Source organism: Sinorhizobium fredii USDA 257 (genome assembly GCF_000265205.3).
Classification (GTDB): domain Bacteria; phylum Pseudomonadota; class Alphaproteobacteria; order Rhizobiales; family Rhizobiaceae; genus Sinorhizobium; species Sinorhizobium fredii_B.
The window spans coordinates 2,288,385-2,312,816 of the sequence record NC_018000.1 but is presented as its reverse complement, the minus strand read 5'-3'; the positions used below and the strand labels follow the sequence as shown (position 1 = coordinate 2,312,816).

Sequence of the window (24,432 nt, the reverse complement as noted above, 5' to 3'; positions counted from 1 at the left end):
GGCGAAATCGCCGTCACACCAGGCCGGCGCGGCGTGTCGTCAATTGGCGCTTGCACCGATCTCCCGGTCCCAGCGCTCGAGCAGTGCCTTGCGCTTGGCCGGATCGCCATAGGTCTTGAAGTCGTAGTCGATCAGCTTGATGTCCTCGAGCTTCGGCGCCTCCTTTGGCACCTCCGCTGATTTGTTCGACGGAATCTGGAAGGATTTCGCCTCCTTCATGCTGGATTGCACCTTGGCCGACAGGACCCAGTCGTACCATTTCTTGGCGTTGTCGAGGTTCTTGGCGCCCTTGATGATCGACATGGAGCCGATCTCGTAGCCGGTGCCCTCACAGGGCGCGACCGCCTTGACCGGGAAGCCCTCGACCGCCTGCGCCACGGCATCATGCATGAACACGATGCCGATCGCGGTTTCACCGCGCGCCGCGGCTTTCACCGGCGCCGATCCGGACTTCGTATATTGCGAGACGTTGGCGTTCAGCTTCTTCAAGTAGTCGAAAGCCTTGTCCTCGCCCATGATCTGGACGAGTGTCGCAAGTGCGGTATAGGCCGTGCCGGACGAGTTCGGATTGGCGATTTGGATTTCTCCCTTGAAGGAGGCATCGAGGAGGTCCGCCCAGCACCTCGGCTCCTTGAGATTCTTCTGCTTGAAAAGCTCGGTATTGTAGCCCCAACCGAGGGCGCCGGCATAGACGCCGACCGTGCGGTAATTGGCGCTTTCGGCCTGCTTGACCGCCCAGTCATTCAATTCACCGAGCATCGGCGACTTGTATTCAAGCGTCAGCCCCTCGGAGGCCGCCTGGAGATGCGGGTCGCCTGTGCCGGCCCACCAGATGTCGGTCTTGGGATTTCGCGCTTCGGCGCGGACTTTTGCATAGGTCTCGCCCGAAGAGAGGCGGACCATGTTCACCGAAATGCCCGTTTCCTTTTCGAAGGCGCCTTCCAGCTGCTCGCAGATCACGACGTCTGCCGAACAGATCAGGTTGAGCGTCCCGTTCGCCTGTGCGGAATAGGCAAAGAAAGTCGCACCCGCGGCGAGAGCGGCCGCAGTCATTCTAACCGAACCCATGGTTTCCTCCCGGATTGTGCCGGCGCCTCCAGCCGGGCGCCTTGCAAGCGCGTGCAAATGCTGCATGACATGATCAGGGGTGTCAACAGAATTGTGCGTTATTTCAACGCTCGCTACGGCGCTGGCGCTTGCACGCAGTTGCAAAACTGTGCAAAGCTCCATGCACATTTGAAAGCAGGTGGACGTGTTGCAGAAGCCTTTCGTCAGCGCCCAGGAGGTTGCCGAACGGGCCGGTGTCTCCCGCTCGGCCGTTTCGCGCACCTTCACGCCTGGTGCCAGCGTTTCGGTTGAGACCCGCCGCAAGGTGCTAGAAGCGGCCGAGGCGCTTGGCTATCACGTCAATCACCTGGCGCGTGGCCTCATGCGCAACGAGAGCGGCATCGTCTGCCTCATCGTCTCAGATATGGGAACACCCTATCGGTCCAGCCTGATCCGCGCTTTGACGCAGCACCTGCAGGGTGCCGGCAAGATCGCCATGCTCATCAATACGGACCGGTCCGACGGCAGTGTCGATCTGGCGCTCCGCCAGGCAATCCGTTATCGGGCCGACGCGTCAATCATCCTGTCGGGCATGCCGGACAAGTCGATCACGGAGCTCTGCCTGAAGAACGGTCAGCGCCTCGTGCTCATCAATCGCGACGACGCGCAGCCGGGGCCGTTCAGGATCAACCTGGACGATGCGGAGGCAGCGGGCCGCATCGTAACCGCCTTCGTCCGTGCCGGCTGCCGCCGGCTCGCCTTTGCCAATTCGGCGGCCGGAACACCAAGCCTGATGGCACGTGAGCGCGGCTTCGTTGCAGCCGCAAAGGCGTTGGGCCTTGAGGTTATGGTGGAGCGGTACGGACCAACCAACTACGACAGTGGCCGTGTTCTGGCTCAGCGGCTCATGACGCGCCGGGAGCGCCCGGATGCGGTGTTCTGTGCGACGGACCTGGTCGCCTGCGGCTTCCTGGATACTGCGCGCCACGATTTCTCGATCTCGATTCCGGATCAGCTCTGCATATCGGGCTTCGACGATATCGAGCAGGCCGCCTGGTCTTCTTATCAGCTAACGACCTTCGCGCAGCCGGTCGAGGCGATCGCGCGCGAAGCGGTCACCTGGCTCGGGAGCGATAGAGCGGCCGATCCGGCGAGCACCCAGTCGGTTCGCCTCCATGCCGATTTCGTCTGGCGAACGTCCATTCGCGGCGGTTAACACCCGGTGGCCGCTTTCGGTGCGACAAGTGCGTCGACAGTTCGCTTTCCGGATCTACAGTGCAAGTTCGCGACAGGTGGTTTGCGCTCAGTTTTTCCCTAGATTAGACCGCCTCGAGCCGGCTGAACCGAACCGGGATCAGTTGTCGCGCCTCGAGTTGTCCTGCCGAATTCTTGTCGATGACAGTCAGAAACTGTTCTTCAGAGCCCAAAGGAAGAACCAGACGGCCCATTGGTTTGAGCTGCCCAAGCAAAGCCGGCGGCGCCTCCTCGGCCGCCGCCGTGACGAGGATCTTGTCGAATGGGGCGCGCTCGGGCCAACCGCGAGACCCGTCTCCGACACGGATGCCGACATTTGACACGCCGAGGCGCTGTAGGAGAGCCTCGGCGTGGGTTGCGAATTCCTCGATGATTTCGACGCTCCAGATCTGCCCGGCGAGTTGCGCCAGGATTGCGGTTTGGTAGCCCAGGCCGGTGCCGATCTCGAGCACTGCCTCATGCGGTTGGGGAGCAAGGAGATCGGTCATGAGGGCGACCATGAATGGCTGCGACACGGTTTTATCGAAGCCGATCGGCAGTGGCATGTCCTGATAGGCAAGGGGCGCTGCCGAAGCGGGCACGAAGAGATGTCGGGGCACCCGCAGCATCGCTGCCATCACCCGTTCATCGAGCGCCGCCTTGCCGAGTTCTTCGCTTGCAAGGTCAGCATAGATTGCGATCACCTCGACCATGTGCCTGCGCAGAACCGCAAGGTGCTCTTCGTTCATTGGCTTCATGAGGGCGGGCTCTCCTCAGCCAGTTGGCCGCCAAATAGACCCTCTCAACATGGGGCACGGATATACGATAGCAAGGTCAAAAGGCGGAGCAAATCTTTCGGGCGAAGACAACTATATGGCTCTTATATGGCTCTCGATATGGAGGGCGAAGGTCACTACGTCGGCTAACGTTGTCGATGCCCCCTGCGGTGCGGCACCCCCTTTAGCGTTCAGCCGCGCTCTGCCTTGCCGGTGACGCGCCAGATCACATCGCCGACATCGTCCGCCACCAACAGGGAGCCGTCCGGGCCGATGGTAACTCCAACTGGCCGTCCATAGGACGACCGCTCGTCAGGCGAAAGGAAACCGGTCAGAATGTCGCGCGGCGGCCCGGCTGGACGTCCATTCACGAACGGCACGAAGACAACCTTGTAGCCGCGCAACGTGCTGCGGTTCCAGGAACCATGCTGCCCTATGACCATGCCGTCCGGGAAGCCCGGCAGAGTGCCTGCGGGAAGCCAGCAAAGGCCGAGCGATGCAGTGTGCCCGCCCAAGGCATAGTCCGGTGTTATGGCGCTTGCGACCATCGCCGGGTCCTGCGGCACCCGGTCGTCCACGATCTGCCCCCAATAACAATAGGGCCATCCATAGAAGCCGCCGTCGCGCACCGATGTCAGATAGTCGGGAGGCGTCTCGTCGCCCAAGCCATCGCGCTCGTTAACCACCGTCCAGAGTGCACCTGTCGTTGGCTCCCACGCCACGCCCACCGGGTTGCGCAGACCGGAGGCAAATATGCGGTGCTCACCACTCTCCAGGTCAAGCTCGTGGATAGCGGCCCGTCCTTCCTCTGCCGCCATGCCGCGCTCGCCTATGTTGCTGAGCGAACCGACGCCGATGAAAAGCTTTCGTCCATCGCGGCTAGCAAGCAGGCTTCGCGTCCAATGCCCACCGGCCTTGAAGTCGGTCAGCTTTCGCCCTGTCGCGCTGATACGCGTGTCGCCGGTTTTATACGGGAACGCAACCACCCCGTCTGTGTTGCCAACATACAACGTATCGCCCAGCAACGCCATGCCGAACGGCTGATTGAGTCCGTTGAGAAATGCGGTGCGGATTTCGGCCACGCCGTCGCCATCCGCATCACGCAACAGCGTAATGCGGTTCGGACTTGCGCCCACTGCGGCGGCGCGCTTCATTGTGCTGAACATGGCGTAGTCGAAGGCAGATTTAATGCCCCCCGGCTCGCTCAGTGCCTCAGCGACCAGTACGTCGCCATTCGGTAACACGTGAATCCAACGGGGATGTTTGAGCCCGGCCGCGAATGCGTTCACCTTGAGCCCGGCCGCCGCAGTGGGCATTTGCCCCGCGGTCCATCCCTTAGCCGTCGGCATCTTCAGGGTCGGAATGCCCTGCGGCTTGGCTCTCGGGATTTTCGGGGCGCTGCCATAGGCCGGTTCCAGAGAATCGCCGTCCTGGCGCCTCAAAAGGATGGCTACGGCGCCGATCAGTGCGACCAGTCGACCGAAAATATCTGACAGGCCCATGTGCCCTCCTAACGCTGATGCGCACGCTACCCGAAGCGCCTGCGGGTGGGTATCCTCAAACTGCATTGTTTCTGTGGACACTTCGCTGGGTTGAGAGCGCGCTACCTCCGCTTGGCAGGTGGTGACAAAGATGTTGACTGGCTCTGCGTTGGCCACCGCCCGGAGAGGGGCAGACTCAAGTCATCCGGCGCTCACCGCCAAACGACCGGAACGGATCGACAGCGATCACCATGAGCCACCCCCGCTCCGAAGCACGCGGTATCACCTCAAAGCAGCCGCCTGCTTTTGCGGTGGCACGCCACATTTCAACGGGCGATCGCGGTTTTGCCGGTCCCAGTGCAGGATCTGGTCAAGAGTGTCGGTCAGTGGTCGATGGCGGGGGCCGTCGCGATGGGCCTTATCGATGTCGACTTGCATGAAGTGGCGGAACGACGGCACGGGTGGTGCCATCAGAGGCATTTCCGTCCAGGCCTCTATCCCCGCATTCGCGAGTTTCTCCTCGCTAACCCAAACGAATTCGGCATCGGAAGCTGAGATCCTGACAGCTTCATCAAGAACCGCGGACAGCGGCATTTCCGGCCCGGTAACATTGTAGATCCCCGAACACCCCGAAATTGCAGCGTGAACAGCAAATTCGGCGGCATCACGCGCGTCGATCAACTGGATGGGGCGATTCTGTGGAGCCGGAGCGGCGATCACGCCTCCTTCGTCGATCCGCCGCACCCGCCAGGTCAAGCGATCGGTATAGTCGCCTGCTCCGACAAGTAATCCGACCCGCAAAACGATCGCCCGCTCACCCAGAGAATCTTGGGCAGAAATCTCGCATGCGCGCTTGAGCGGCCCGTAAGAGGCACCATAGGCAGCCGCGCTGGCGCGCCGGTCCTGCGGGACGCTCCGGGCAAGCGCCAGGTCGGCTCCGCTCGCTGTCGGCACGGACTCGCGCTCATTCAGGCGAGGCCTCAAGAACGTCCCGTACGGGGAAATGGATGAGATCAGAACGTACCGCCCGAGATCTGCCCCCACGACACCAAGCAGATTCTCTACGGCATCGGGCGAAAAGGCGCAGGTATCGAAGACGAAATCGAAACGCTCATTCCGCAGAGCTTTGAGCGAACCGTAACGATCGCCATGAATTACACGCGTTCCTCCTGGCAAGTCGCGTTTCTCCACGCGACAAGATCGTCACCTCATGGCCTGCTCCGGCGGCTGTCTCAGCAATCGCGCCGCCTAAAAAACCAGTTCCTCCAACGACAAGTGTTCTCACAATCCATACCCCAGTTTACGTTGCGTTCGGTTAGCCGGCGTGACAACGATCTCGAGCAATTGAACTGCAGCTTGTATTTCGCTGGTGGCCGTTTCGCATGTCCTGGCGTGAATGACTAATCCCCCGCGAAAACTAAAAGGCGCTCCCGTCTTACGCAATGGTGTCAGACCGGGACGTGGAAGTCTCCATTAAGGGGGAAGGCCGTGCTTCGCCTCGCTCCTCGGAACGGACAGGTTGCCCGATGAGCGGTCGTTCCCGTTCCTTTCAAAGCCGCCGTTCGCCCAAGCTATCTCGTCGCTTTCGAGGTCTGCTCTCGATATCGGCTCCAGGGTCGCCACCGGGGAAATGAAGTGGGACTAAGACGAGCTCGAATGTCGAAACCACTCGGAGGACCTATATGAACGGTCCTCCGAGAAAAACGGCCGCAATCTGCTGGCCGTTCTGACTCCGTACATCGAACGGAAGAGGCGGAAGGATGCCCCGATGCGGCTACCTTTGTCGGCATTGAGGAGGTGGGAGCGAGACGTGGAACGGATTGGTATGACCGGGCGCGGCGTGCTCGCGTAGATCGACGTCTACTCGTGCTTCTGCTGGCACTCAGAAGCGGAAATGTGCGGAACCCTTTGCACATTACCCTCGGAAGAAGACGTTTTAGGACACGTTTCGTCGCTCGACGGTGAAGTGTGCGCGACGTCTGATGGTAGTGTTCAGGCCATCGCTCATGGGCGCATGTCACGGCATAAGACGCAGGGAGGCACATGTCGCAGGAGGGTGGAGGCCGAGTTTTGGTCGCGGAGCGCAACCCCTTGGTGATTGCCGCTCTTCGTGGACTTTTTTCCGAGAATGCCAGGTTTTCCATCGTCGATACGGCGCGGACATCGGCCGAACTTTGCGAGAAGCTTGCCATCGTCGCGATCGACTGCGTGCTGCTCAGTTGGCAGCTCGACGATGCCGAGGCGCCCGAGGTGCTCGCCGATCTCGGCCGGCTCGGGTTCGACCCCCGGGTCGTTCTCTTTGCCGACACCAGCAATCCTTCAGTCGTCAACGAGACAATCCGCCTCGGTGTCAACGGTCTCTGCTACCAGTTCGAAGATCCTGAAATCCTGTTCGCGACGCTCACCGCCGTAATGCAGGGTCGGATTTGCATCCCCTATACGGTGCTCTCAAAAATCTCGAACACGCCGTTCCAACAGCTCACCTCTCGCGAAACCGAGCTGCTCGGCATGCTGGCCAATGGTTGGACCAACATTCAGATCGCAGCGCGGACAGGCATTTCCGAGAATACAGTGAAATACCACCTCAAAAACCTCTACGACAAGCTCGAAGTGCGCAATCGCGCCATGGCGGTCGCCCTTTACGCCAAGGAGCGCCGGCGCAATCCGGAATGACTACCTGCGGGTAGTCTTTTCCCTACCCACCCCTTCCAAGTGACCACCCGTCAGTGCCGCTCCGCGCTGCCCGTCGGGCATTCTTTTCCGCCTGAGCGAGTGTTGTGCGGGCATGAGCCGAAAGGCAGCATTGGTGCCGAGGAAACGCCGTCCACGGACGCAGCCATTGGAGGAACGATGTCAGGCTACAATCATCTCTTCATTCCCGGCCCCACCAACATTCCCGAACAGGTTCGCCAGGCGATGAACCTGCCGATGGAGGACATGCGCTCCCCTCGATATCCGGAGCTGACATTGCCACTCTTCGCCGACGTCAAGAAGGTTTTCAAGAACCACAGCGGCCGCGTCTTCATCTATCCTTCATCAGGCACCGGCGCCTGGGAAGCGGCGATGACCAACGTGCTCTCGCCCGGCGATCGCGTGCTGATGAGCCGCTTCGGCCAGTTCTCGCATCTCTGGGTCGATATGGCTGAGCGCCTCCGCTTCGAGGTCGATTGCATCGACAGGGAATGGGGCACGGGTGTGCCGGTCGAGCTCTATGCCGAGCGCCTCGCCGCCGACAAGGCACACAAGATCAAGGCTGTCTTCGTGACGCACAACGAAACCGCGACTGGCGTCACCTCGGACGTGGCCGCCGTCCGGGCTTCGCTCGACGCCTGCGGCCACCCGGCGCTGCTCTTCGTCGATGGCGTCTCCTCGATCGGCTCGATCGACTTTCGCCAGGACGAATGGGGCGTCGATTGCGCCGTTTCCGGTTCGCAGAAAGGCTTCATGCTGCCCGCCGGCCTCGGCTTCCTCTCGGTCAGCGCGAAGGCGCTCGAAGCCGCCAGGACCGCGCGTCATATGCGCTGCTATTTCTCGTTTGACGACATGATCAAGACCAACGACGCGGGCTATTTCCCCTATACGCCGCCGACGCAGCTGCTGCGGGGTTTGCGCGCCTCTCTCGACCTGATCTTCGAAGAAGGCCTCGAGAATATCTTCGCCCGCCACCATTATCTTGCGAACGGCGTCCGCGCCGCCGTCTCCGCCTGGGACCTGCAACTCTGCGCGACCGAGCCGAAATGGCATTCCGACACTGTGTCCGCGATCCGGCTCCCCGAAGGCGTGGATGGCGTGGAAGTGATCCGTCACGCCTACCGCACCTACAACACCTCGCTCGGCAGCGGGCTCAGCAAGGTGGCGGGCAAGATCTTCCGCATCGGCCACCTCGGCTCGCTGAACGAAGTCATGGTTCTGGGTGCGCTTTCGGCCGCTGAACTCACGCTGCTCGATTGCGGTGTGAAGATCGAGCCGGGCTCGGGCTCGGGCGCGGCGATCAAGCAGTTTCGCTCTGCCGCCACGGCGTCGACCGCCAAGGCAGCCTGAAGAGACCGGAAGGGGAGAACTCCATGAGCCACACGATAAACCATCTCCGCCGGCTGCGCCTGCAGCGCAGCGAACTCGCCGTCCCGGGCTCCAATCCCGAGATGATCGAGAAGGCCGCCAACTCCGACGCCGACTACGTCTTCCTCGACATCGAGGATGCCGTGGCGCCGCCGGACAAGGAGCGCGCTCGCGCCAACATCGTCGCTGCCCTCAATCAGATCGACTGGCGCGGCCGCGGCAAGACGATCTCGGTCCGCATCAACGGCCTCGACACACACTACATGTATCGTGACGTCGTCGATCTCATGGAGCAGGCCGGCGACCGGATCGACACGCTGCTCGTGCCGAAGGTCGGCGTGCCCTCCGACCTCTACATGGTCGAGGCCATGGTCAACCAGATCGAGATCGCCAAGGGCTACAAGACCCGCGTCGGCCTCGAGGCGCTGATCGAGACGGCTCTCGGCATGGCAAATGTCGAGGCCATCGCATCCTTCGGCGGGCGGCTCGAAGCGCTGCATTTCGGCGTTGCTGACTATGCCGCGAGCCTCAAGGCCCGCACCGTCAATATCGGTGGCCTCAACCCCGACTATCCCGGCGACCAGTGGCATTTCGGCCTGTCGCGCATGACCGTCGCCTGCCGCGCCTATGGCCTGCGCGCGATCGACGGACCCTTCGGCGACTTCTCCGATCCCGACGGCTACACGGCGGCTGCGCGCCGTGCCGCGGCGCTCGGCATCGAGGGCAAGTGGGCGATCCATCCGAGCCAGATCGCGCTCGCCAACGACATCTTCTCGCCGCCGGAGAAGGAGGTCGACCGCGCTCGCCGTATCATCGAGGCGCTGAAGCTCGCCGAGAGTCAGGGCAAGGGCGCAGCCTCGCTCGACGGCAAGATGATCGACGCTGCGTCCGAGCGGATGGCCCGCAATGTGCTCGCCACCCATGAAGCAATCATCGCTAGCCGCCGCTGAAGGAGGATCCCATGGACATTCACGAATACCAGGCCAAGGAACTTCTCTCCCGCTACGAGATCGATATCCCGCGCGGCGGCCTCGCCTATAGTCCCGAGCAGGCAGCTTATCGTGCCCGGGAGATCGGCGGCGACCGATGGGTGGTCAAGGCGCAGATCCATTCTGGTGCGCGCGGCAAGGCGGGCGGCATCAAGCTCTGCTCGTCCGACCACGAGATCGTCGAGGCGGCCGACTCCATGCTCGGCCGCACACTCGTGACGCACCAGACCGGGCCGCAGGGAAAACTGGTCAGCCGTCTCTATATCGAAGAGGCGATGGATATCGCGCGCGAGATCTATGTCGGCTTCGTGCTCGACCGCAAATCCGAGCGCATCATGATCGTCGCCTCGTCCTCGGGCGGCATGGAGGTCGAGGAGATCGCCGAGGCCGAGCCGGATTCGATCATCCGCGCGACCGTCGATCCGGGCGTCGGCATGCAGGACTTCCAGGCCCGCGAGATCGCCTTCGGGCTCGGCATCGACAATGCCCTGATCGGCCGCGCCACCCAGACCCTGCTCGGCTGCTACCGCGCCTTTGTCGACTACGACGCCTCGATGCTCGAGATCAACCCGTTGGTGGTGACCCGCCGGGGTGACCTCGTGGCCCTCGACGCCAAGATGAGCTTCGACGAGAACGCGCTCTTCCGCCGGCCGCATATCTCCGAGATGCGCGACAAGAGCCAGGAGGATCCGCGCGAGACATACGCATCCGATCGCGGCCTCTCCTATGTCGGCCTCGACGGCAATATCGGCTGCATCATCAACGGTGCGGGCCTCGCCATGGCAACCATGGACATGATCAAGATCGCCGGCGGCGAGCCCGCGAACTTTCTCGACATCGGCGGCGGCGCCTCGCCCGATCGCGTGGCGAAATCCTTCCGCGCCGTACTCACGGACAAGAACGTGGAGACGATCCTCGTCAACATCTTCGCCGGCATCAACCGCTGCGATTGGGTGGCGGAAGGCGTGATCAAGGCATTGCGCGAGGTCGGCGTGCCGGTTCCGCTCGTCGTCCGCCTCTCCGGCACCAACATGGAAGAGGGCCGGCGCATCCTCGCCGAATCCGGCGAGAACGTCATTGTGGCGGAAACACTGGCCGAAGCTGCCGAGAAGGCAGTCGCCGCATGGCGTTCGTTCACCGCCGGCAAGGCAGCTTAAGGAGGCGAGACATGTCCATTCTGCTCGACAAGAACACCAGCGTCATCGTCCAGGGCTTCACCGGCAAGATCGGCAGCTTCCACGCCGAAGACATGAAGCGCTACGGCACCAACGTGGTCGGCGGCGTCACCCCCGGCAAGGGCGGCCAGACCCACCTCGGCATGCCGGTCTTCAACACGGTGAAGGGCGCCGTGCAGGAAACCGGTGCGGAGGCCTCGATCATCTTCGTGCCGCCGCCCTTTGCGGCCGACTCGATCATGGAAGCGGCGGATGCCGGCATCCGGCTCTGCGTCTGCATCACCGACGGAATTCCCTCCCAGGACATGATCAGGGTCAAGCGATACATGCGGCGCTACCGCTTCGAGGACCGCATGACGCTCATCGGCCCGAACTGCGCCGGCATGATCACGCCCGGCCAAGCCATGATGGGCATCATGCCCGGCTCCATCTATCTGCCCGGCCGCATCGGCATCGTCGGCCGCTCCGGCACGCTCGGCTATGAGGCCGCGAGCCAGATGAAGGCGCTCGGCATCGGCGTGTCGACCTCGGTCGGCATCGGCGGCGACCCGGTCAACGGTTCGTCCTTCAAGGACATGCTGGAGCTGTTCGAAAAGGACCCGGATACCGATGCGGTTTTGATGATCGGTGAGATCGGCGGCCCGCAGGAGGCGGAAGCCGCGCTCTGGGCGCGCGACTACATGAAGAAGCCGCTGATCGCCTATATCGCAGGCCTCTCGGCGCCGAAGGGCCGCCGCATGGGCCATGCCGGCGCGATCATCTCCGCCTTCGGCGAATCGGCGCAGGAAAAGGTCGAAATCCTCAAGAGTGCGGGTGTCGCGATCGTTCCGACTCCGTCGTCCTTCGGCGACACGGTGGCGGTCGTGCTGTCCGCCATGGGCAAGGCTGCCTGAATGGGAAAGCCCGTCGGCAGCGCGACAAAAACAGACGCGGACAGCCATGGGGGATGAAGGTGGTCGAGAATATCACCGCCTTTGTCGACGGCCGCGATCCGCCGGACAGGGTCTCATGAGTGGATGGGCTGCGCGGTAGCACCGGGCCGCCGAGGGATTTACTAGGAGGAGGAAAAAAATGCAGCAATCACGACCTAGTCGGATCGATCCGGCCGTATTCTGGCCGGCCATGTTCATCATCCTGGGATTCGTCGGTTGGGGGACGGTGTTTCCTGAAAGCCTGTCCTCGATTTCCAAGGTGGTTCTCAACAGCATCATCGACGGCTTCGGCTGGGGCTTCGTCGTTTCTTCGGCCGGCTTTCTGATCTTCGCACTCTTCCTGGCCTTGAGCCGCTTCGGCAAGATCCGGCTCGGACAGGATGACGAGCGGCCGGAGTTCCGCACCGCCTCGTGGATCTGCATGATGTTCAGCGTCGGCATGGGCATCGGCCTGATGTTCTGGGGCGTCGCCGAACCCATCTACCATTTCGACAGCCCGCCGCATGGGCAGGCCGCGCCGAGGAGCCTCGAAGCGGCCCTCGTCGCGATGAAGTATTCCTACTTCCACTGGGCGCTTCACCCCTGGGCCATCTACGCGGTGGTTGGCCTCGCCATCGCCTATTTCACCTTCCGCAAGGGAAAGTCGAACCTGATTTCCGCTGCCTTCACGCCGATCCTCGGCGAGGCCGCAAGCGGACCGATCGGCAAGGCGATCGACGTGCTTGCGCTCATCGCGACACTGTTCGGAACCGCTACCTCGCTCGGCCTCGGCGCGCAGCAGATCAACAGCGGCATGAACTTCCTCTGGGGCACGGGCGTTTCCAACGGCATCGCGCTGTCCATCATCGGCGTCATGACGGTGCTGTTCATTCTTTCGGCGGTATCCGGCGTGGGCAAGGGGATCCAGTTCCTCTCCAACATGAACATGATCATCGCGATGGTACTGCTGGCATTCCTGGTGTGCATCGGACCGACGATCTTCATCTTCAACACCTTCACGGAATCGCTGGGCTTTTATCTGAGCGATTTGGTGACCATGTCGTTCCGCACGGCTGCCTTCAGTGACGGCAAGTGGCTCGGCAGCTGGACCATCTTCTACTGGGCCTGGTGGGTCTCCTGGGCGCCCTTCGTCGGCGTGTTCATCGCCCGCATCTCGCGCGGTCGCACGATCCGCGAGTTTATCATCGGCGTGCTGCTGATCCCGAGCGGCGTCACCTTCATCTGGTTCACGATTATGGGTGGCACTGCGCTCCATTCCGAACTCTTCGGCGCCGGCGGCATCGTCGATGCGGTCAACAACCAGGGCGCGGCAGTCTCGCTCTTTGCGCTTCTGGCGCAGTATCCCTTCGCCTGGCTGACATCGTTGATCGCCATCTTTCTGGTCGCGATCTTCTTCATCTCGGGCGCGGACGCAGGCTCGGTCGTGATGGGAATGCTTTCATCACGCGGGGCACTGGATCCAAAGCCCGGCGTTGTCGTCCTTTGGGGCGTGCTTGCCGGTGCTTCGGCCGCGGTGCTTCTCGTCATGGGCGGGCTTCAGGGCCTTCAGACCGCGTCGATCATCGCGGCTGCACCGTTCCTGCTGGTGATGGTCGGGCTTTGCGTTTCGCTATGGCATGCCCTTCTCGATGAGCTCGAAGAAGGAAGGGAGCATCGACCGGTGACAGCGTCCGCTGCGCCGGAAACGGAAAATGTCAAGGCTGCCGGGCTTGTGCCAGACGCAGTGTCGATCTGAGATCTTTCGACTGCACGGTCGGCCACAGGACCGACCGTGCAGAAGTGGACTCCAACTGTAGCGCCAAAGAACCGCCGGTGACAGTGCCTGTCGCCGCCGGTTTTTTGTCAGGCCCGTTGCTACGAAGACGCGCTGCTTCTTTCGCATTGTCGCATTGTCCTTCGGCCCCTCGAGCGTAACGATGACGTTGTACTTGCCCTGAGCGAAAAGATCGGCGTCGAAGCCGTCGATGGCGCCGAAGATCGTCAGGTTGGCGCAGCGAAGATCGGAGGTGATGGGGATTTCGTCCGCCGAAATGCCTATGGCTGTTTCTCGGTGAAATAGAAGGTGTCCCGCTCCAGATGCTGTGCCGCTGCCGGTCCGGCGACCGCCAGAGCAAGGCCGTTTGCCACCGAGTACTGCCGCGCTGCGGTGAGATGTTGGCGCGTCATGGAAGGACCGTTTCGCGCTCAATCGAGCCATTCATCAGCCGTAACTCCAACGACCGCAACGGACCCGGATCGTGATTTTCCCGGCTTCTTGTATCAAAGTCCGATTCAGGCGCGGAGAGAGGCAGTCGCCACGCAGCCGGACCTTCGACCTGGTCGCGTCCCAAGCGCCGTGCCGCTTAGGCCGCCATATTGAACAAAACACTGCCCGGCTGGTTATACGATTGCGCCGTGCGCCTTTTCGAGCGCGTGACGTCCGCTACTTGTTCCCCGTCCAGATCGCCGCCATATTCCGGAACAGGCAGCAAACAGATTGCGAAGAGAAAGACGATGGAATTCGTCGATGCGCTCAACGCTGCCGCATCATGGCTCCAAACGTTCGTGCTCAACGAGTGGACGCTCTATCAGTTTGCGCTGATCGTCGTCGGCTATTTCGTTTCCGGCCTGCTTGCAAAACGGATAGAGCCGGCCCTGGAGGCTCGCGCGCGAACGATCAAGGGAAATCCGGATCTACTGCGCGTCATCATCGCCTTCATGCGACGGCTCCAGTGGCTGTTCCTGATAGTCTGGTTATGGGTCGCCGATGTCGTCCTATCGCGGTATGGGTGGCCGTCCTATCGCTGGCTGGTGGGCACGGTGCTGACCCTCGTCGCCGCCTGGTTCATCATCGCGGTGCTGACCCGCATCATCCGGAACCAGGTGCTGGCGCGTGTCGTCGCCGTGGTCGGCTGGCTCTACTTCGCCCTTTACGCGCTCGGCATGGATCGCCCGGTGCTGACGGCGCTCGACAGCGTCGCCCTCAACCTCGGGGCCGTTCGCCTCTCGATGCTGCTCGTCCTGAAGGCCGTCATCCTTTCCGCCGCGATGATCTGGCTGGCCGTCCTCTTCGGCAACATGTCCTCGAACTGGATCCAGAAATCCGCCGACCTGACGCCGTCCTTCAAGGTGCTGATCAGCAAGCTGATCAAGATCGGGCTCATCGTCCTTGCCGGCACGCTTGCGCTGTCGGCCACGGGCATCGACCTGACTGCGCTCACCGTCTTTTCGGGCGCCGTCGGCGTCGGCATCGGCTTCGGCCTGCAGAAGGTGGTCTCGAACTTCATCTCCGGGATCATCATCCTGCTCGACAAGTCCATCAAACCGGGCGACACGATCACGCTCGGGGAAACCTTCGGCTCGATCCGCGACCTGCGCTCCCGCTTCGTCTCGGTCATCACCAGGGACGGCAAGGAATACCTCATCCCGAACGAGGACTTCATTTCCAAGCAGGTGGTGAACTGGTCGTTTTCCAGCGACTATGTCCGCATCGACGTCGCCTTCGGAACCTCCCCGAGGAGCGATCCGCACGAGGTGGTCCGCCTTGCGATCGAAACCGCCAAGGCCATTCCGCGGGTCGCCAGCGCCTACGCGGAACCGGTCTGCTGGATGACGGGTTTCGGCGGATCGTCGCTCGATTTCAAGCTCAGATTCTGGATTTCCGATCCGAGCAACGGGCTGACGAATATACGCGGCCAGGTGCTTATCGCGCTATGGGACGCGTTCGAGACGGCCGGTATTTCGACGCCCGACCCGCGTGAAATCATAATGAGGACACCGGCCGAGGTTACCGGCGCAGAAGAGCCGCCAAGTCGCGAAACAGCCGCTCGTCCTCGCACTGTGCCACGTTGAAGCGCAGGAAACTGCCGGCGTTTTGCGCGTGGCTGAAGACGTTGCCTGGGGCAAGAACGATGTTGCTCGCGAGCGCCCGTCTCGCAAGTTCCGCCGCTTCGCTGCCGTCCGGCAGCCGGCACCAGACGAACATGCCCGCCTGCGGCTCGATCCAGGGCACAAGTCCGATCTCGCGGAGCCGGGCGATGGTCTCGGCCATCGCCCGCGACAATCGTTGGCGCACCGTCTCCATGTGCTTGCGATAACTGCCGTCCTTCAAGAGCGTCAGCACGAGTTCGGCGGAAAATCCGGCACCGCCGAAACTCGTGGCGATCTTGAGGTCGGTCAGCGGCTCGATCCAGTCGCGCGGCGCCACGATGAAGCCGCAGCGCACCGCCGCCGACAGCGACTTCGAGAAGCTGCCGATATGCACGACCCGCTCGAGGCCGTCGAAGGCGGCGAGCCGAGGCGCCGGCGCCTCTTCGAAATCGGCGAAGATGTCGTCCTCGACGATCGTCAATCCTGACTGATCGGCGAGCTTCAGCAGGCGGTGGGCGACGAGCGGCGAGAGCGTCGCGCCAGTCGGATTGTGGAGGGCGGAATTGGTGATATAGAGGCGCGGCCGATGCTCCCGGAGCGCCTCGGCGAAGCGCTCGATGTCGGGCCCGGTCGGCGTGTAGGGGATGCCGACGATCCTTGCCTGATGCGCCCGCAGCAGCGCGTGGAAATTGAAGTAGCACGGATCGTCGACGAGAACCGCCTCGCCCGGCTCCACGAGAAAGCGGCAGAGCAGGTCGATCGCCTGGGTGCCGGATTCCGTCAGCATGATCTGGTCCGGCGATGCCTCGATGCCGTGTTGCGCCAGACGACGCGTGAGAAGCTGGCGGAGCGGCAACAGTCCCAATGGCGGGCCGTATTCGACAAGCGTCGAGGCACTCGCCCGCGCGATCGCGCGCAAAGCGCGCCGTAATCCCTCGTCCGGCATCCACGGGGCCGGCAGCCAGCCGCAGCCGGGCTTCAGGACATTGCCGTCGGCTTCGAGCGCCTGCCGTGATATCCACAAGGGATCGACTTCGCGCTCGACCCGTGGGCCGATTTCGGCGAGCGACAAGGGGGCGAGCGGCGCGGCGACGAAGAAGCCGGATCCCGGCCGCGAGCGGATCAGCCCCTCCGCCGCGAGCCGCTCATAGGCTTCCACCACCGTTGACTTCGAAACCTTCAGGCTCGTCGCGAAGGCACGGATCGACGGCAGCCTGGCGCCGGGCGTGAGGCTGCGCCCGGCGATCCGGTTCCTGACCGTCGCCATCACCTTGGCGATCAGCGTCTCTCCGTCTGCATCTGCGGTCTGCGGTCTCATCCGTACCGGCTCCACTACCATGACAGTTTGGCAGAACTGTACCTCACCGTATCTGGAAGCGCCAGCCGCCTGCGCGGATACAAAACCGATACAGGGCAAAGGAGCAGGGCATGCACAGGATGACGAGCGGCTGGATGAACGGAATGGTGGGTGTGCTGATTTTCAGCGGGTCGCTGCCGGCGACGCGGATCGCGGTGATGGATTTCGATCCCGTCTTCCTGACGGTGGCGCGCGCCACCATTGCCGGAATACTCGCCGTCTGCCTGCTCCTCGTCTTCCGCGAAAGGCGGCCGCAACGCGGCGATCTCCTGCCGCTCGGCGTCGTGTCGCTGGGCGTGGTCGTCGGGTTCCCGCTGTTGACGGCGCTGGCGCTGAGGCACGTGACGTCCGCCCATTCGATCGTCTTTGTCGGGCTGCTGCCGCTGGCAACGGCAATCTTCGGGGTGCTGCGCGGCGGTGAGCGACCGCGCCCTGCCTTCTGGCTGTTTTCCGGCCTCGGCAGCGCCATCGTCGTCGGTTTCGCGCTTCGCCAGGACTTTTCCGCCTCGCCCGTCGGCGATCTCCTGATGCTTGCCGCCATTCTCGCCTGCGGTCTCGGCTATGCCGAGGGTGCGAAACTGTCGCGCAAGCTCGGCGGCTGGCAGGTGATCTCCTGGGCGCTGGTGCTGTCGCTTCCGGCCATGCTGGGACTGGCCCTTGCGACCATGCCGGTGAGTTTCGACGAATTGCGCCCCGCCTCCTGGTTCGGCCTCGGCTATGTCTCCGTCTTCAGCATGCTTGTCGGCTTCATCTTTTGGTATCGCGGCCTGGCGCAGGGCGGCATTGTCGCCGTCGGGCAATTGCAATTGCTGCAGCCATTCTTTGGGCTCGCTCTGGCCGCGACCCTGCTCGATGAAACGGTGAGTTGGACGATGCTCGCCGCGACGCTCGCCATCGTCGCCTGCGTTGCCGGCGCGAAGAAATTCGCAAGCTAACGGCCGGGCGGCCGCGGATGCCCCTCTCCCATCACCCTACAATGGTGTCCTGCCCGAACGCTCGATGTTAGTGTCCTAGCGAGAGGAACTTCCAGCCGGACGGCGCGTTGCACCGGATGGGAAACGCGTCCGGCCTCGGACGATTGGGGGAGGCACTCACTGATGATCAGGCATCTATTCGTAGCAGTCATGCTGTCCCTGTTTGCGGGCACGGTTCAGGCCGATGAATCGGCCTTTCTCGGATCGCTGGAGGGCCAATGGGCCGGTGGAGGCATGGTGAGGGTTCGCGTCGACAGGACGCCGATCAACGTCTCCTGCAATTTCGATTCGCAAGCGACTGACGTTGCGCTTTCGCTGAAAGGCACATGTCGGGGCCTCATCGTCGTATCGCGCTCGATCGGCGCCGACCTTCAGTTTACCGGTGTCAACTATAGCGGCACCTATGTCGGCCCGAGTGGCCGCAAGTCGACGCTGATCGGCAAGCGCCGTGGCAGCGCCATCAATCTCACCATTCATTGGGCGAGAGAAGTGAACGGCGATCGGCGCGCCAACCTCACTTTGCAGAGGGTGGGCGAGAACGGCATGAAGCTTGTAACCGTCGACGTCGATCCGAGGACCGGTAACCGCGTCGTCACCAGCGAGATCAATCTGCAGAAGAGGTAACTGACCGAGGATCTCCGATGGCGCCCCGCAGCGCCGCTCCCCGAAGTTTGAACGTCAAATTACGCCCCAGCCGCGATAGCGGCCCCTGCCCGTTATCTCGCGCACTCCCAGTTCGCGCACCAGATTGAGCGCGCCGCGTTGGGTGACGCTCAGATGCCGGGCGATCATCGCCGTCGAAACAATCGGCCGGGAAAGGACGAGATCGATCAGCCCCGGAAGATTGCTGTTGGAGCGGCGGTCCTTGATGCGCATCTCCATCTGCGTCCTTGCGAGCGACAGCCGGTCGAGTTCCTTCAGGCCGAGATCAGCTGTCACCGCCATCGCCTCCAGAAAGGCGCTGAGGCGTGTCAGCCGGTCCTTCGAACGGCGCCGCTCATGCCGGATGGTCTTCAGCCCCGTATTGAAGGCCAGCACATGCGAGGCGATCTTGCCGCGAGAGCGCAGATAGGCACCAACGAGAAGCGAGCCTAGCCAATGCTGGCGACGCAGCGGCTCGACCCTCTCCCAGGCGTCATAGAGGACCGCGGCGCCAAGGCAGGCGGGCAGTTGATCGGCAGCGACGAGAACGCCGCGCCAGGCATCGAGCCGAGCGGCCTCGTCCCATTCCTCATCGAAGAGCAGGCCCAGCTGGCCCGAAGGCTCCGCTGCCGGCCTCTCCTTCGACATGGCGGGATCGGCTTCCGGGAGGCTGCCGACGTGAAAATCCAGAAGCCGCTGCGATCGCGCGACAGCCGCATCAAGTTCGGCGAACTCGCTGGCGAGCGGATTCCCATCGGTGTCGTCCGCCAGTTCGCGCGTCTCGTGGGGGCCCGTGTGAGCGTTCGGGGCCACGCAATAGTTCTCATTCGCCAGGGCTGCGCCCTGCTCTCCCCTCAGCGCATTCAACCCGGGTGAGGTCAATGCCCAGCCGGGTTCGGCCAGCTCCAATCGGCGCCGGACCCGCAACACCGCGTGGGCGATCGTCAATTCGTGAGAAGGGGCTCGCGTATCCATGTGCGAATCGTGTAAAACCAGATCCTCGACATGGACGAGTTCGCCCGCCACCCAGAGGGCCGCCGCTGCGTCGAAGAACTGCCCGCGTTCGCGAAACCCGTCGGCAACAGCGTGGCGGGAAGTGCGTTCATCGAGCCGGGCGAGCCCGTCCTCCGCGGCGATTATGCCCGGAAGCAGCGTTGGATGAAGCGGGTCGGGAGTCTCGTATCTCATTAAAAAGACGAAGCCTTTCGCTGAAACGGAAGCTAACACGCTATTTCCTTCCGTCACAGGGCGACGCGATATTACCCACCGAAATTTCGCGCACTGCGTCGCTTGTCTCCATAAATGTCCAATCCCTGGAGCTTTCGCTGGTCGCGGCCGGCAAAACGCGACTTCTGCGTTAGTTGACAGCTGTCAACAGCATCGATCCGGCCTCTCATCTCCGGTGCACCTTGCATGCTGGAAGAGATGAAGTATTCCAGCCGCTCCACTTTCACAGCCCTGCGACGCCAAGGTGATCGTTGTTGACAGCTGTCAACTTAGACACCATAGGTCACAGCCAGCGATGCTCCCCTCCCCGGTTGCCCAGGCGTAGCCACGTCTCCCCGAAAGCTGCGCGACTCCGCACCTTGCCATCTGTCGGCAATTCCTGCTTTAAGACGCCACGGGGTTTGATCGATTGCCTGCAATATCCTCGCCGCTCTCCCGGAACGCCGTTCTGCACCGTTCGGCGTTGGGCGCTTTCCGCAGGCACAGATACGAGAGAAGCAATAGTCCATGGCAAGCGTTCTGACGGCAAGCGGCGGGATCAAGCAAGTGATCTGCATCAGCTGGGGGACCAAATATGGCGCGCCCTTCATCAATCGGCTCTATGCCATGGTGGCACGCAACATAACGCCGCCCTTCACCTTCACCTGCTTCACCGACAGCCGTGACAACCTCCGCCCGGAAATTCTCTGCGAGGACCTGCCGCCCCTCGATGTCGAGATGCCGAAGAACACCAAGGGCATCTGGCCGAAAGCCCGCCTGTGGGGACCGAAGCTAGGCAGCCTCAAAGGACCGGTGCTGTTTCTCGACCTCGACGTGGTGATCGTCGGGTCGCTCGACAGCTTCTTCGAAATCGGCGGGCCGGATGACGTGGTGCTGGCCGTCAACCAGACGACGCCGTTCGAGCGGCTCGGCCAGACGTCGGTGTTCCGCTTCCCGGTCGGCAAGCTAGTGCCCTTGCAGGAGAAGTTTCGCGCCGATCCCCAAGGCGTGGCGGATGAATATCGTTTCGAACAGCGCTTCGTGACGCGCAACGCGCCGGGCGGGGCAAAGTTCTTCCCGCGTCGGCACGTCCTGCATTTCCGCCAGGATTGCCGCTGGCCGTTTCCGCTGAATTACTATCTGGCGCCGCGCCTGCCCGCCGATTGCCGGATCGTTCTCTTCCCGCGCGGCCTGCTGCCACAGCACGCGATCGACGGTCAGTTCGGCTACAAAGGCCGCGCCGCGACACCGCTCGGCCATTTATGGGGAATGTTTTCTGCCGAGCGAAGGGAGAAGAACCCGTTTCGCTATCTGCGCCATTATATTCGCCCGACCCCCTGGGTCGCCGAGCACTGGCGCGAGTGATCGCCAGTCCAGGTACTGTTGACAGCTGTCAACACGCATGGAGACCACATTCACGCGCGGATGCACAGGTCACCCGGAAAGGAAAGCGGACGTGCCAGCTCAACAGGCTGGTTATCTATGCGCGGGATATCGAAACGAGGGCTCGCTCTTACGAGAGACACTTCGGCTTCAAAGTGACAAGGTTGCCCGCGACGGAATTGTCGAGCTGTTCGCCTCGGATGGCGGTGCCAACATCATGCTTCATCCGGCCGCGAAAGGGCAGCGGGATGGTCAGTCCGTCATCAAGCTTGTCTTCGACGTGGCGGATGTCGAGGCTTTCTGCCGGCGATCTGCAGAAAACGGTCTCGAGTTCGGTCCAATCCACGCGCGGACGGCTATTAGTTCGCCAATACGAAAGACCCCTGCCAAAACGCCATATCGGTCTACAGCCGAGCTTTTCGGAACGCGGACTGAAAACTTCGACTATGCGCATGTCTCGCCAAATCGAAGCAGATTTAAGGATGGAAACATGCAGCAGTCTAACGTGCACAGCGACCTTTGTGTGTCTGAAAAGTCGCTCGGCGCTGTAGGTGAGGCGCTCACCATCATCGGAAGCTGAATGGCTGAAATTCCGGGCCCGATGTAGCGGAAGTAACTGCCGAGTTAGCTTCCGTGTAGTCCACCGGACCGCTTTCCATCAATGCGTTACGATAACGGCAAATTTGTTAAGAAGAGGTATCGGATCGATGCCGGCCGACTTCTTGCATAAAAAATCGTCGATGCTTTACAGCGGCAGACGAATGGTATGAGAGCACTCCGCATATGCAGTCGCGCGAGTGGCCCTGCCCTCCAAACAGCTGTCGTCGCCCTCTGCCCTGCCCTATCGTCCCTGCCCTAACTTGTCATCGGTGCGCTCACCCTCCTAGCTTGAGACAGGGCGCTGACCATAGGTGCCAGCGAAAACGCCTGCTTCCTTGCGCGTCGGGTGAGATCCCGCAAATATCCGCCCGGCGAGTTGATCTGATCGGCTCTTTCGAGAATGCAGGCCATGACAGCTGCGGCGTTCTCGTAACCAAGGACCGAGCAGGCATCCTCATAGGCGTCGGCGCTTACCTCCAGCATGGTGCGCACGACAATGGCCGCGGTCATCAGGTCTTTCCAGTTCGCGACGCGGCCGGACGGTCCGTAGTCGGCAATCTGCGGGCAGGCCTGAAGCACCGCCGGCAAGGGGATCTGGCGGCGAGGGCATTCGACGGATTCAGTCGGAGGAATGAACCTGTTCAGCGCCAGGGGAGGGTCTCCGCGGCGCCTCTGGTGAGGCGGGTGCGAACTGACAGTGGCTCTTTCGGTTTGGCACGGGTCGTCCGCCAAACCAATCCCCTCGCCTTTTCCCAAGCCCGGTTCAGATTCAAATTTAGAGTCTGGGTCTGAATTCTGTTTGTGCCATCCAGTCTGGTGATCATTGGTGGCCGTTTTTTGCGAATTCAGCAATATTTCCAATCGATTGGTAAGTTCGTCACGGAGCATTGCGAGTTTGTCGAGGAGGGCTTCGAAGCATCCGACCGGCGCATTGCGCGGTAGGCTGGCGATCAGCTGATGAAACTTGGAATCGAAGTCTTGGCAATCAACGTCCGGGCTGATCTCGCGGCTGAGTTCGAGCAGCTTTGTTATGTCGCGCCGGCAGAGGCTCAGTCGTTCGCGAACGAGTCGGAGATGCTGTTTCTCGGCGGCGAGTTTGGCGGCTGAGACCTTAAACTCTTCGGCCCGTGCAAGCAGTGGCGCGAGGTCGAAACCGAAGGCTTCGCCAATCGTGCCGTTGCGGCTCTTGCGGGCGTAGCGCTTGCCGTTCGGGCTGTCGCGCCTGACAATCAGGCCCGTCTCGACGAGGCAGGCGAGATGCCGGCGGAGCGTCGTGCCGGCCATGCCATGCGTGCGAAGCGAGAGCTGTGTATTCGAGGGAAAGACGACGAGGCCGTTTTCGCTCGAGAGTTCGGCACCGGGATAGAAGCTCAAGAGAGCATTGAGCACTGCAAGCGAGCGGTCGGAGACGCCGATCTCCGACTTCGCTTCACAGACGGTGCGAAACAATTTCCATTTGTCGACCGACTGCTTCGGCGGAATATCGCCGGCAGCGATCTGCCTTGCGAGCATGCCAAGCGTCATCGCCCGGCGCCCGAAAGGCGTCGTCACACTTCCACGTTCCATTTCTCTTCACCTTTTCCAAGGCAAAAGAAAACCGTTCGCCGAAACGACGCCAAAAGGGCTTGACACTGATTCGCGGAAATGGGAATCTCAAGTTGCTACACGAGAGAAGGGTTTCCGCAGCGCTAGTCGTTCGGAAGCCTTTTTCTTTTGCTCTGCTTAATCTCCTGTTTCCTGTTGGTATTCGAGGTACAGAGCATCAAGCCTCTGCCTCACGAATTCTGCGAAGCCCGGTGCCGCCTTGTTGCTGAAAGCAAGCGTCGTCTCCGTATCGGAGTCGCGGATGCGTACGGGCCGCGTACGGTCCGGCGCAAGCCAGGTCTCGGCTCTAGCCCGAGCCTTGGTCTCGGTCAGAATGGCGAAGAGCGTTTCGAACCGTCGATCACTGTCCATCTCCGAAAACGCGTTCTGTCGGACATGAGCGAGCGCCTTGGCGCGACGTCCGTCGTTCTCAAGCCGGTCGGCCAGTTCCATCCAGCGCCGCCGACCGAAGGCGGGCGCGGCACCGATCGCCTCGATGACCTCTACCGGCAAGCGGCGCACGACGGTGATCATTTTCGACAGCGCCGCCTTGTCGACACCGAGCGCCGACATGATGGTTTCACGCGAAAAGCCGCGGTCCTCGAGCCGCACCGCGAACAGCGACCGTTCGATGTAGGAGAGGTCGGTGCGGGCGTTGTTCTCCTGCCCCTGGGAGATGACGAGCTGCTCGTCGCTCAGCTCGCGAACGACGGCCTTGACCTTGCCGCCGATCTCGCGCAGCGCCGCCAGCCGACGGTGGCCGTAAGCCACCTGATAGCGGTTCTCGAACTCCGGATGCGGTCGCACCAGGATCGGCACCTGTTGTCCGTGGTCGCGGATCTGTTGGACCAGCGCAGCCTGCGCTTCGGGTGTGACGCCGAGCCGGTCGATAACGAAGGAGGCATCGATCGTCGCCGGGTCGAGCTCGACGATCGCGTGACCTTGTGCCAGCTGGCGCTCCAGCTCCTCGGCCCGCTCAACCTTCTGGGTGATGTTGGTCAGCGATCTGGTGATGCCGCCGACCAGCCCATTGGTCCGGTGCCCCGGCGCAAGGCCTGCGATCGGGCGCTCGACAACCGGCCGCTCTCCCTCGAGCGGAGCGGCGGGGCTATCGGAGATGCCGATCAGGTTCTTGCGGGCCATCG

20 protein-coding genes and 2 pseudogenes are annotated in these 24,432 nt (G+C 62.2%); 12 read left to right on the top strand and 10 right to left on the bottom strand.

Annotated elements, in window-relative coordinates; all coding sequences use genetic code 11:
* Window positions 1-39 precede the first annotated feature (39 nt).
* Window positions 40-1,068, bottom strand: a complete 1,029-nt coding sequence (locus tag USDA257_RS10675) for an ABC transporter substrate-binding protein (RefSeq protein ID WP_041414079.1) — start codon at window positions 1,066-1,068, stop codon at window positions 40-42.
* Window positions 1,069-1,252: 184 nt separating this feature from the next.
* Here USDA257_RS10675 and USDA257_RS10670 point away from each other — a divergent pair, with 184 nt between their 5' ends.
* Window positions 1,253-2,263 (top strand): LacI family DNA-binding transcriptional regulator, encoded by a 1,011-nt coding sequence (locus USDA257_RS10670; RefSeq protein ID WP_041415119.1) that lies wholly within the window; start codon window positions 1,253-1,255, stop codon window positions 2,261-2,263.
* 103 nt (window positions 2,264-2,366) lie between these two features.
* Here USDA257_RS10670 and USDA257_RS10665 read toward each other — a convergent pair whose 3' ends face one another.
* The 4 genes from USDA257_RS10665 to USDA257_RS37700 all read right to left on the bottom strand — a co-directional run bounded on the left by USDA257_RS10665 (window position 2,367) and on the right by USDA257_RS37700 (window position 5,822).
* On the bottom strand, window positions 2,367-3,038 hold the full coding sequence (locus USDA257_RS10665) for a protein-L-isoaspartate(D-aspartate) O-methyltransferase (protein ID WP_014762961.1): 672 nt from the start codon (window positions 3,036-3,038) through the stop codon (window positions 2,367-2,369).
* A gap of 209 nt (window positions 3,039-3,247) precedes the next feature.
* Entirely contained in the window at window positions 3,248-4,558 is a 1,311-nt protein-coding gene (locus USDA257_RS10660) for a PQQ-dependent sugar dehydrogenase (protein ID WP_014762960.1), read from the bottom strand.
* Between the two features lie 261 nt (window positions 4,559-4,819).
* On the bottom strand, window positions 4,820-5,728 hold the full coding sequence (locus USDA257_RS10655; protein WP_162531110.1) for an epimerase: 909 nt from the start codon (window positions 5,726-5,728) through the stop codon (window positions 4,820-4,822).
* On the bottom strand, window positions 5,649-5,822 hold the full coding sequence (locus USDA257_RS37700; RefSeq protein ID WP_144051920.1) for an NAD-dependent epimerase/dehydratase family protein: 174 nt from the start codon (window positions 5,820-5,822) through the stop codon (window positions 5,649-5,651). The genes USDA257_RS10655 and USDA257_RS37700 overlap by 80 nt, the downstream gene beginning before the upstream one ends.
* A 758-nt stretch (window positions 5,823-6,580) precedes the next feature.
* On the opposite strand from USDA257_RS37700, the gene USDA257_RS10650 reads away from it, so the two are divergent.
* The 6 genes from USDA257_RS10650 (at window position 6,581) to USDA257_RS10625 (ending at window position 13,427) form a co-directional block, all read left to right on the top strand.
* Window positions 6,581-7,210 carry a response regulator transcription factor gene (locus USDA257_RS10650; protein ID WP_014762957.1) on the top strand — a complete coding sequence of 210 codons (630 nt, stop codon included), beginning with the start codon at window positions 6,581-6,583 and terminating at the stop codon, window positions 7,208-7,210.
* A 177-nt stretch (window positions 7,211-7,387) separates the two neighbouring features.
* Window positions 7,388-8,578 (top strand): aminotransferase class V-fold PLP-dependent enzyme, encoded by a 1,191-nt coding sequence (locus USDA257_RS10645; protein WP_014762956.1) that lies wholly within the window; start codon window positions 7,388-7,390, stop codon window positions 8,576-8,578.
* Window positions 8,579-8,601: 23 nt separating this feature from the next.
* Window positions 8,602-9,546: an HpcH/HpaI aldolase/citrate lyase family protein gene (locus USDA257_RS10640; RefSeq protein ID WP_014762955.1), complete on the top strand. Its 945-nt coding sequence runs from the start codon at window positions 8,602-8,604 to the stop codon at window positions 9,544-9,546.
* Between the two features lie 11 nt (window positions 9,547-9,557).
* Window positions 9,558-10,742, top strand: a complete 1,185-nt coding sequence (locus USDA257_RS10635) for a malate--CoA ligase subunit beta (protein ID WP_014762954.1) — start codon at window positions 9,558-9,560, stop codon at window positions 10,740-10,742.
* A gap of 11 nt (window positions 10,743-10,753) precedes the next feature.
* The gene (gene sucD / locus USDA257_RS10630) at window positions 10,754-11,653 is read left to right on the top strand and encodes a succinate--CoA ligase subunit alpha (protein WP_014762953.1); all 900 of its coding nucleotides are present in this window, start codon (window positions 10,754-10,756) and stop codon (window positions 11,651-11,653) included.
* A 178-nt stretch (window positions 11,654-11,831) separates the two neighbouring features.
* Window positions 11,832-13,427, top strand: a complete 1,596-nt coding sequence (locus tag USDA257_RS10625) for a BCCT family transporter (RefSeq protein WP_014762952.1) — start codon at window positions 11,832-11,834, stop codon at window positions 13,425-13,427.
* Between the two features lie 123 nt (window positions 13,428-13,550).
* Here the strand turns inward: USDA257_RS10625 and USDA257_RS37695 are convergent.
* Window positions 13,551-13,858 (bottom strand): annotated as a pseudogene (locus USDA257_RS37695) (TIGR02186 family protein); the annotation flags it as partial.
* 327 nt (window positions 13,859-14,185) lie between these two features.
* On the opposite strand from USDA257_RS37695, the gene USDA257_RS10620 reads away from it, so the two are divergent.
* The gene (locus USDA257_RS10620; RefSeq protein WP_014762950.1) at window positions 14,186-15,523 is read left to right on the top strand and encodes a mechanosensitive ion channel family protein; all 1,338 of its coding nucleotides are present in this window, start codon (window positions 14,186-14,188) and stop codon (window positions 15,521-15,523) included.
* Here USDA257_RS10620 and USDA257_RS10615 read toward each other — a convergent pair.
* A complete protein-coding gene (locus tag USDA257_RS10615) occupies window positions 15,459-16,880 on the bottom strand; it encodes an aminotransferase-like domain-containing protein (RefSeq protein WP_041414077.1) in 1,422 nt (473 codons plus the stop codon). The two genes, USDA257_RS10620 and USDA257_RS10615, sit on opposite strands and share 65 nt — an antisense overlap.
* A gap of 89 nt (window positions 16,881-16,969) precedes the next feature.
* On the opposite strand from USDA257_RS10615, the gene USDA257_RS10610 reads away from it, so the two are divergent.
* Window positions 16,970-17,833 (top strand): DMT family transporter, encoded by an 864-nt coding sequence (locus USDA257_RS10610; RefSeq protein WP_014762948.1) that lies wholly within the window; start codon window positions 16,970-16,972, stop codon window positions 17,831-17,833.
* Window positions 17,834-17,995: 162 nt separating this feature from the next.
* Window positions 17,996-18,496, top strand: coding sequence for a hypothetical protein (locus tag USDA257_RS10605; protein WP_014762947.1), 501 nt, complete (start codon window positions 17,996-17,998; stop codon window positions 18,494-18,496).
* Between the two features lie 54 nt (window positions 18,497-18,550).
* On the opposite strand, the gene USDA257_RS10600 is transcribed toward USDA257_RS10605, so the two are convergent.
* Window positions 18,551-19,702 carry an RHE_PE00001 family protein gene (locus tag USDA257_RS10600; protein WP_041414076.1) on the bottom strand — a complete coding sequence of 384 codons (1,152 nt, stop codon included), beginning with the start codon at window positions 19,700-19,702 and terminating at the stop codon, window positions 18,551-18,553.
* Window positions 19,703-20,248: 546 nt separating this feature from the next.
* Between USDA257_RS10600 and USDA257_RS10595 the strand changes: the two genes are divergently transcribed.
* Together USDA257_RS10595 and USDA257_RS33810 are read left to right on the top strand one after the other, a co-directional pair.
* Window positions 20,249-21,085 (top strand): hypothetical protein, encoded by an 837-nt coding sequence (locus tag USDA257_RS10595; protein WP_014762945.1) that lies wholly within the window; start codon window positions 20,249-20,251, stop codon window positions 21,083-21,085.
* A gap of 107 nt (window positions 21,086-21,192) precedes the next feature.
* Window positions 21,193-21,538, top strand: a pseudogene (locus USDA257_RS33810) (VOC family protein).
* A 420-nt stretch (window positions 21,539-21,958) separates the two neighbouring features.
* Here USDA257_RS33810 and repC read toward each other — a convergent pair.
* Together repC and repB are read right to left on the bottom strand one after the other, a co-directional pair.
* The gene (gene repC / locus USDA257_RS10585) at window positions 21,959-23,269 is read right to left on the bottom strand and encodes a plasmid replication protein RepC (RefSeq protein ID WP_014762943.1); all 1,311 of its coding nucleotides are present in this window, start codon (window positions 23,267-23,269) and stop codon (window positions 21,959-21,961) included.
* Window positions 23,270-23,425: 156 nt separating this feature from the next.
* Window positions 23,426-24,430: a plasmid partitioning protein RepB gene (repB, locus tag USDA257_RS10580; RefSeq protein WP_014762942.1), complete on the bottom strand. Its 1,005-nt coding sequence runs from the start codon at window positions 24,428-24,430 to the stop codon at window positions 23,426-23,428.
* Window positions 24,431-24,432 lie beyond the last annotated feature (2 nt).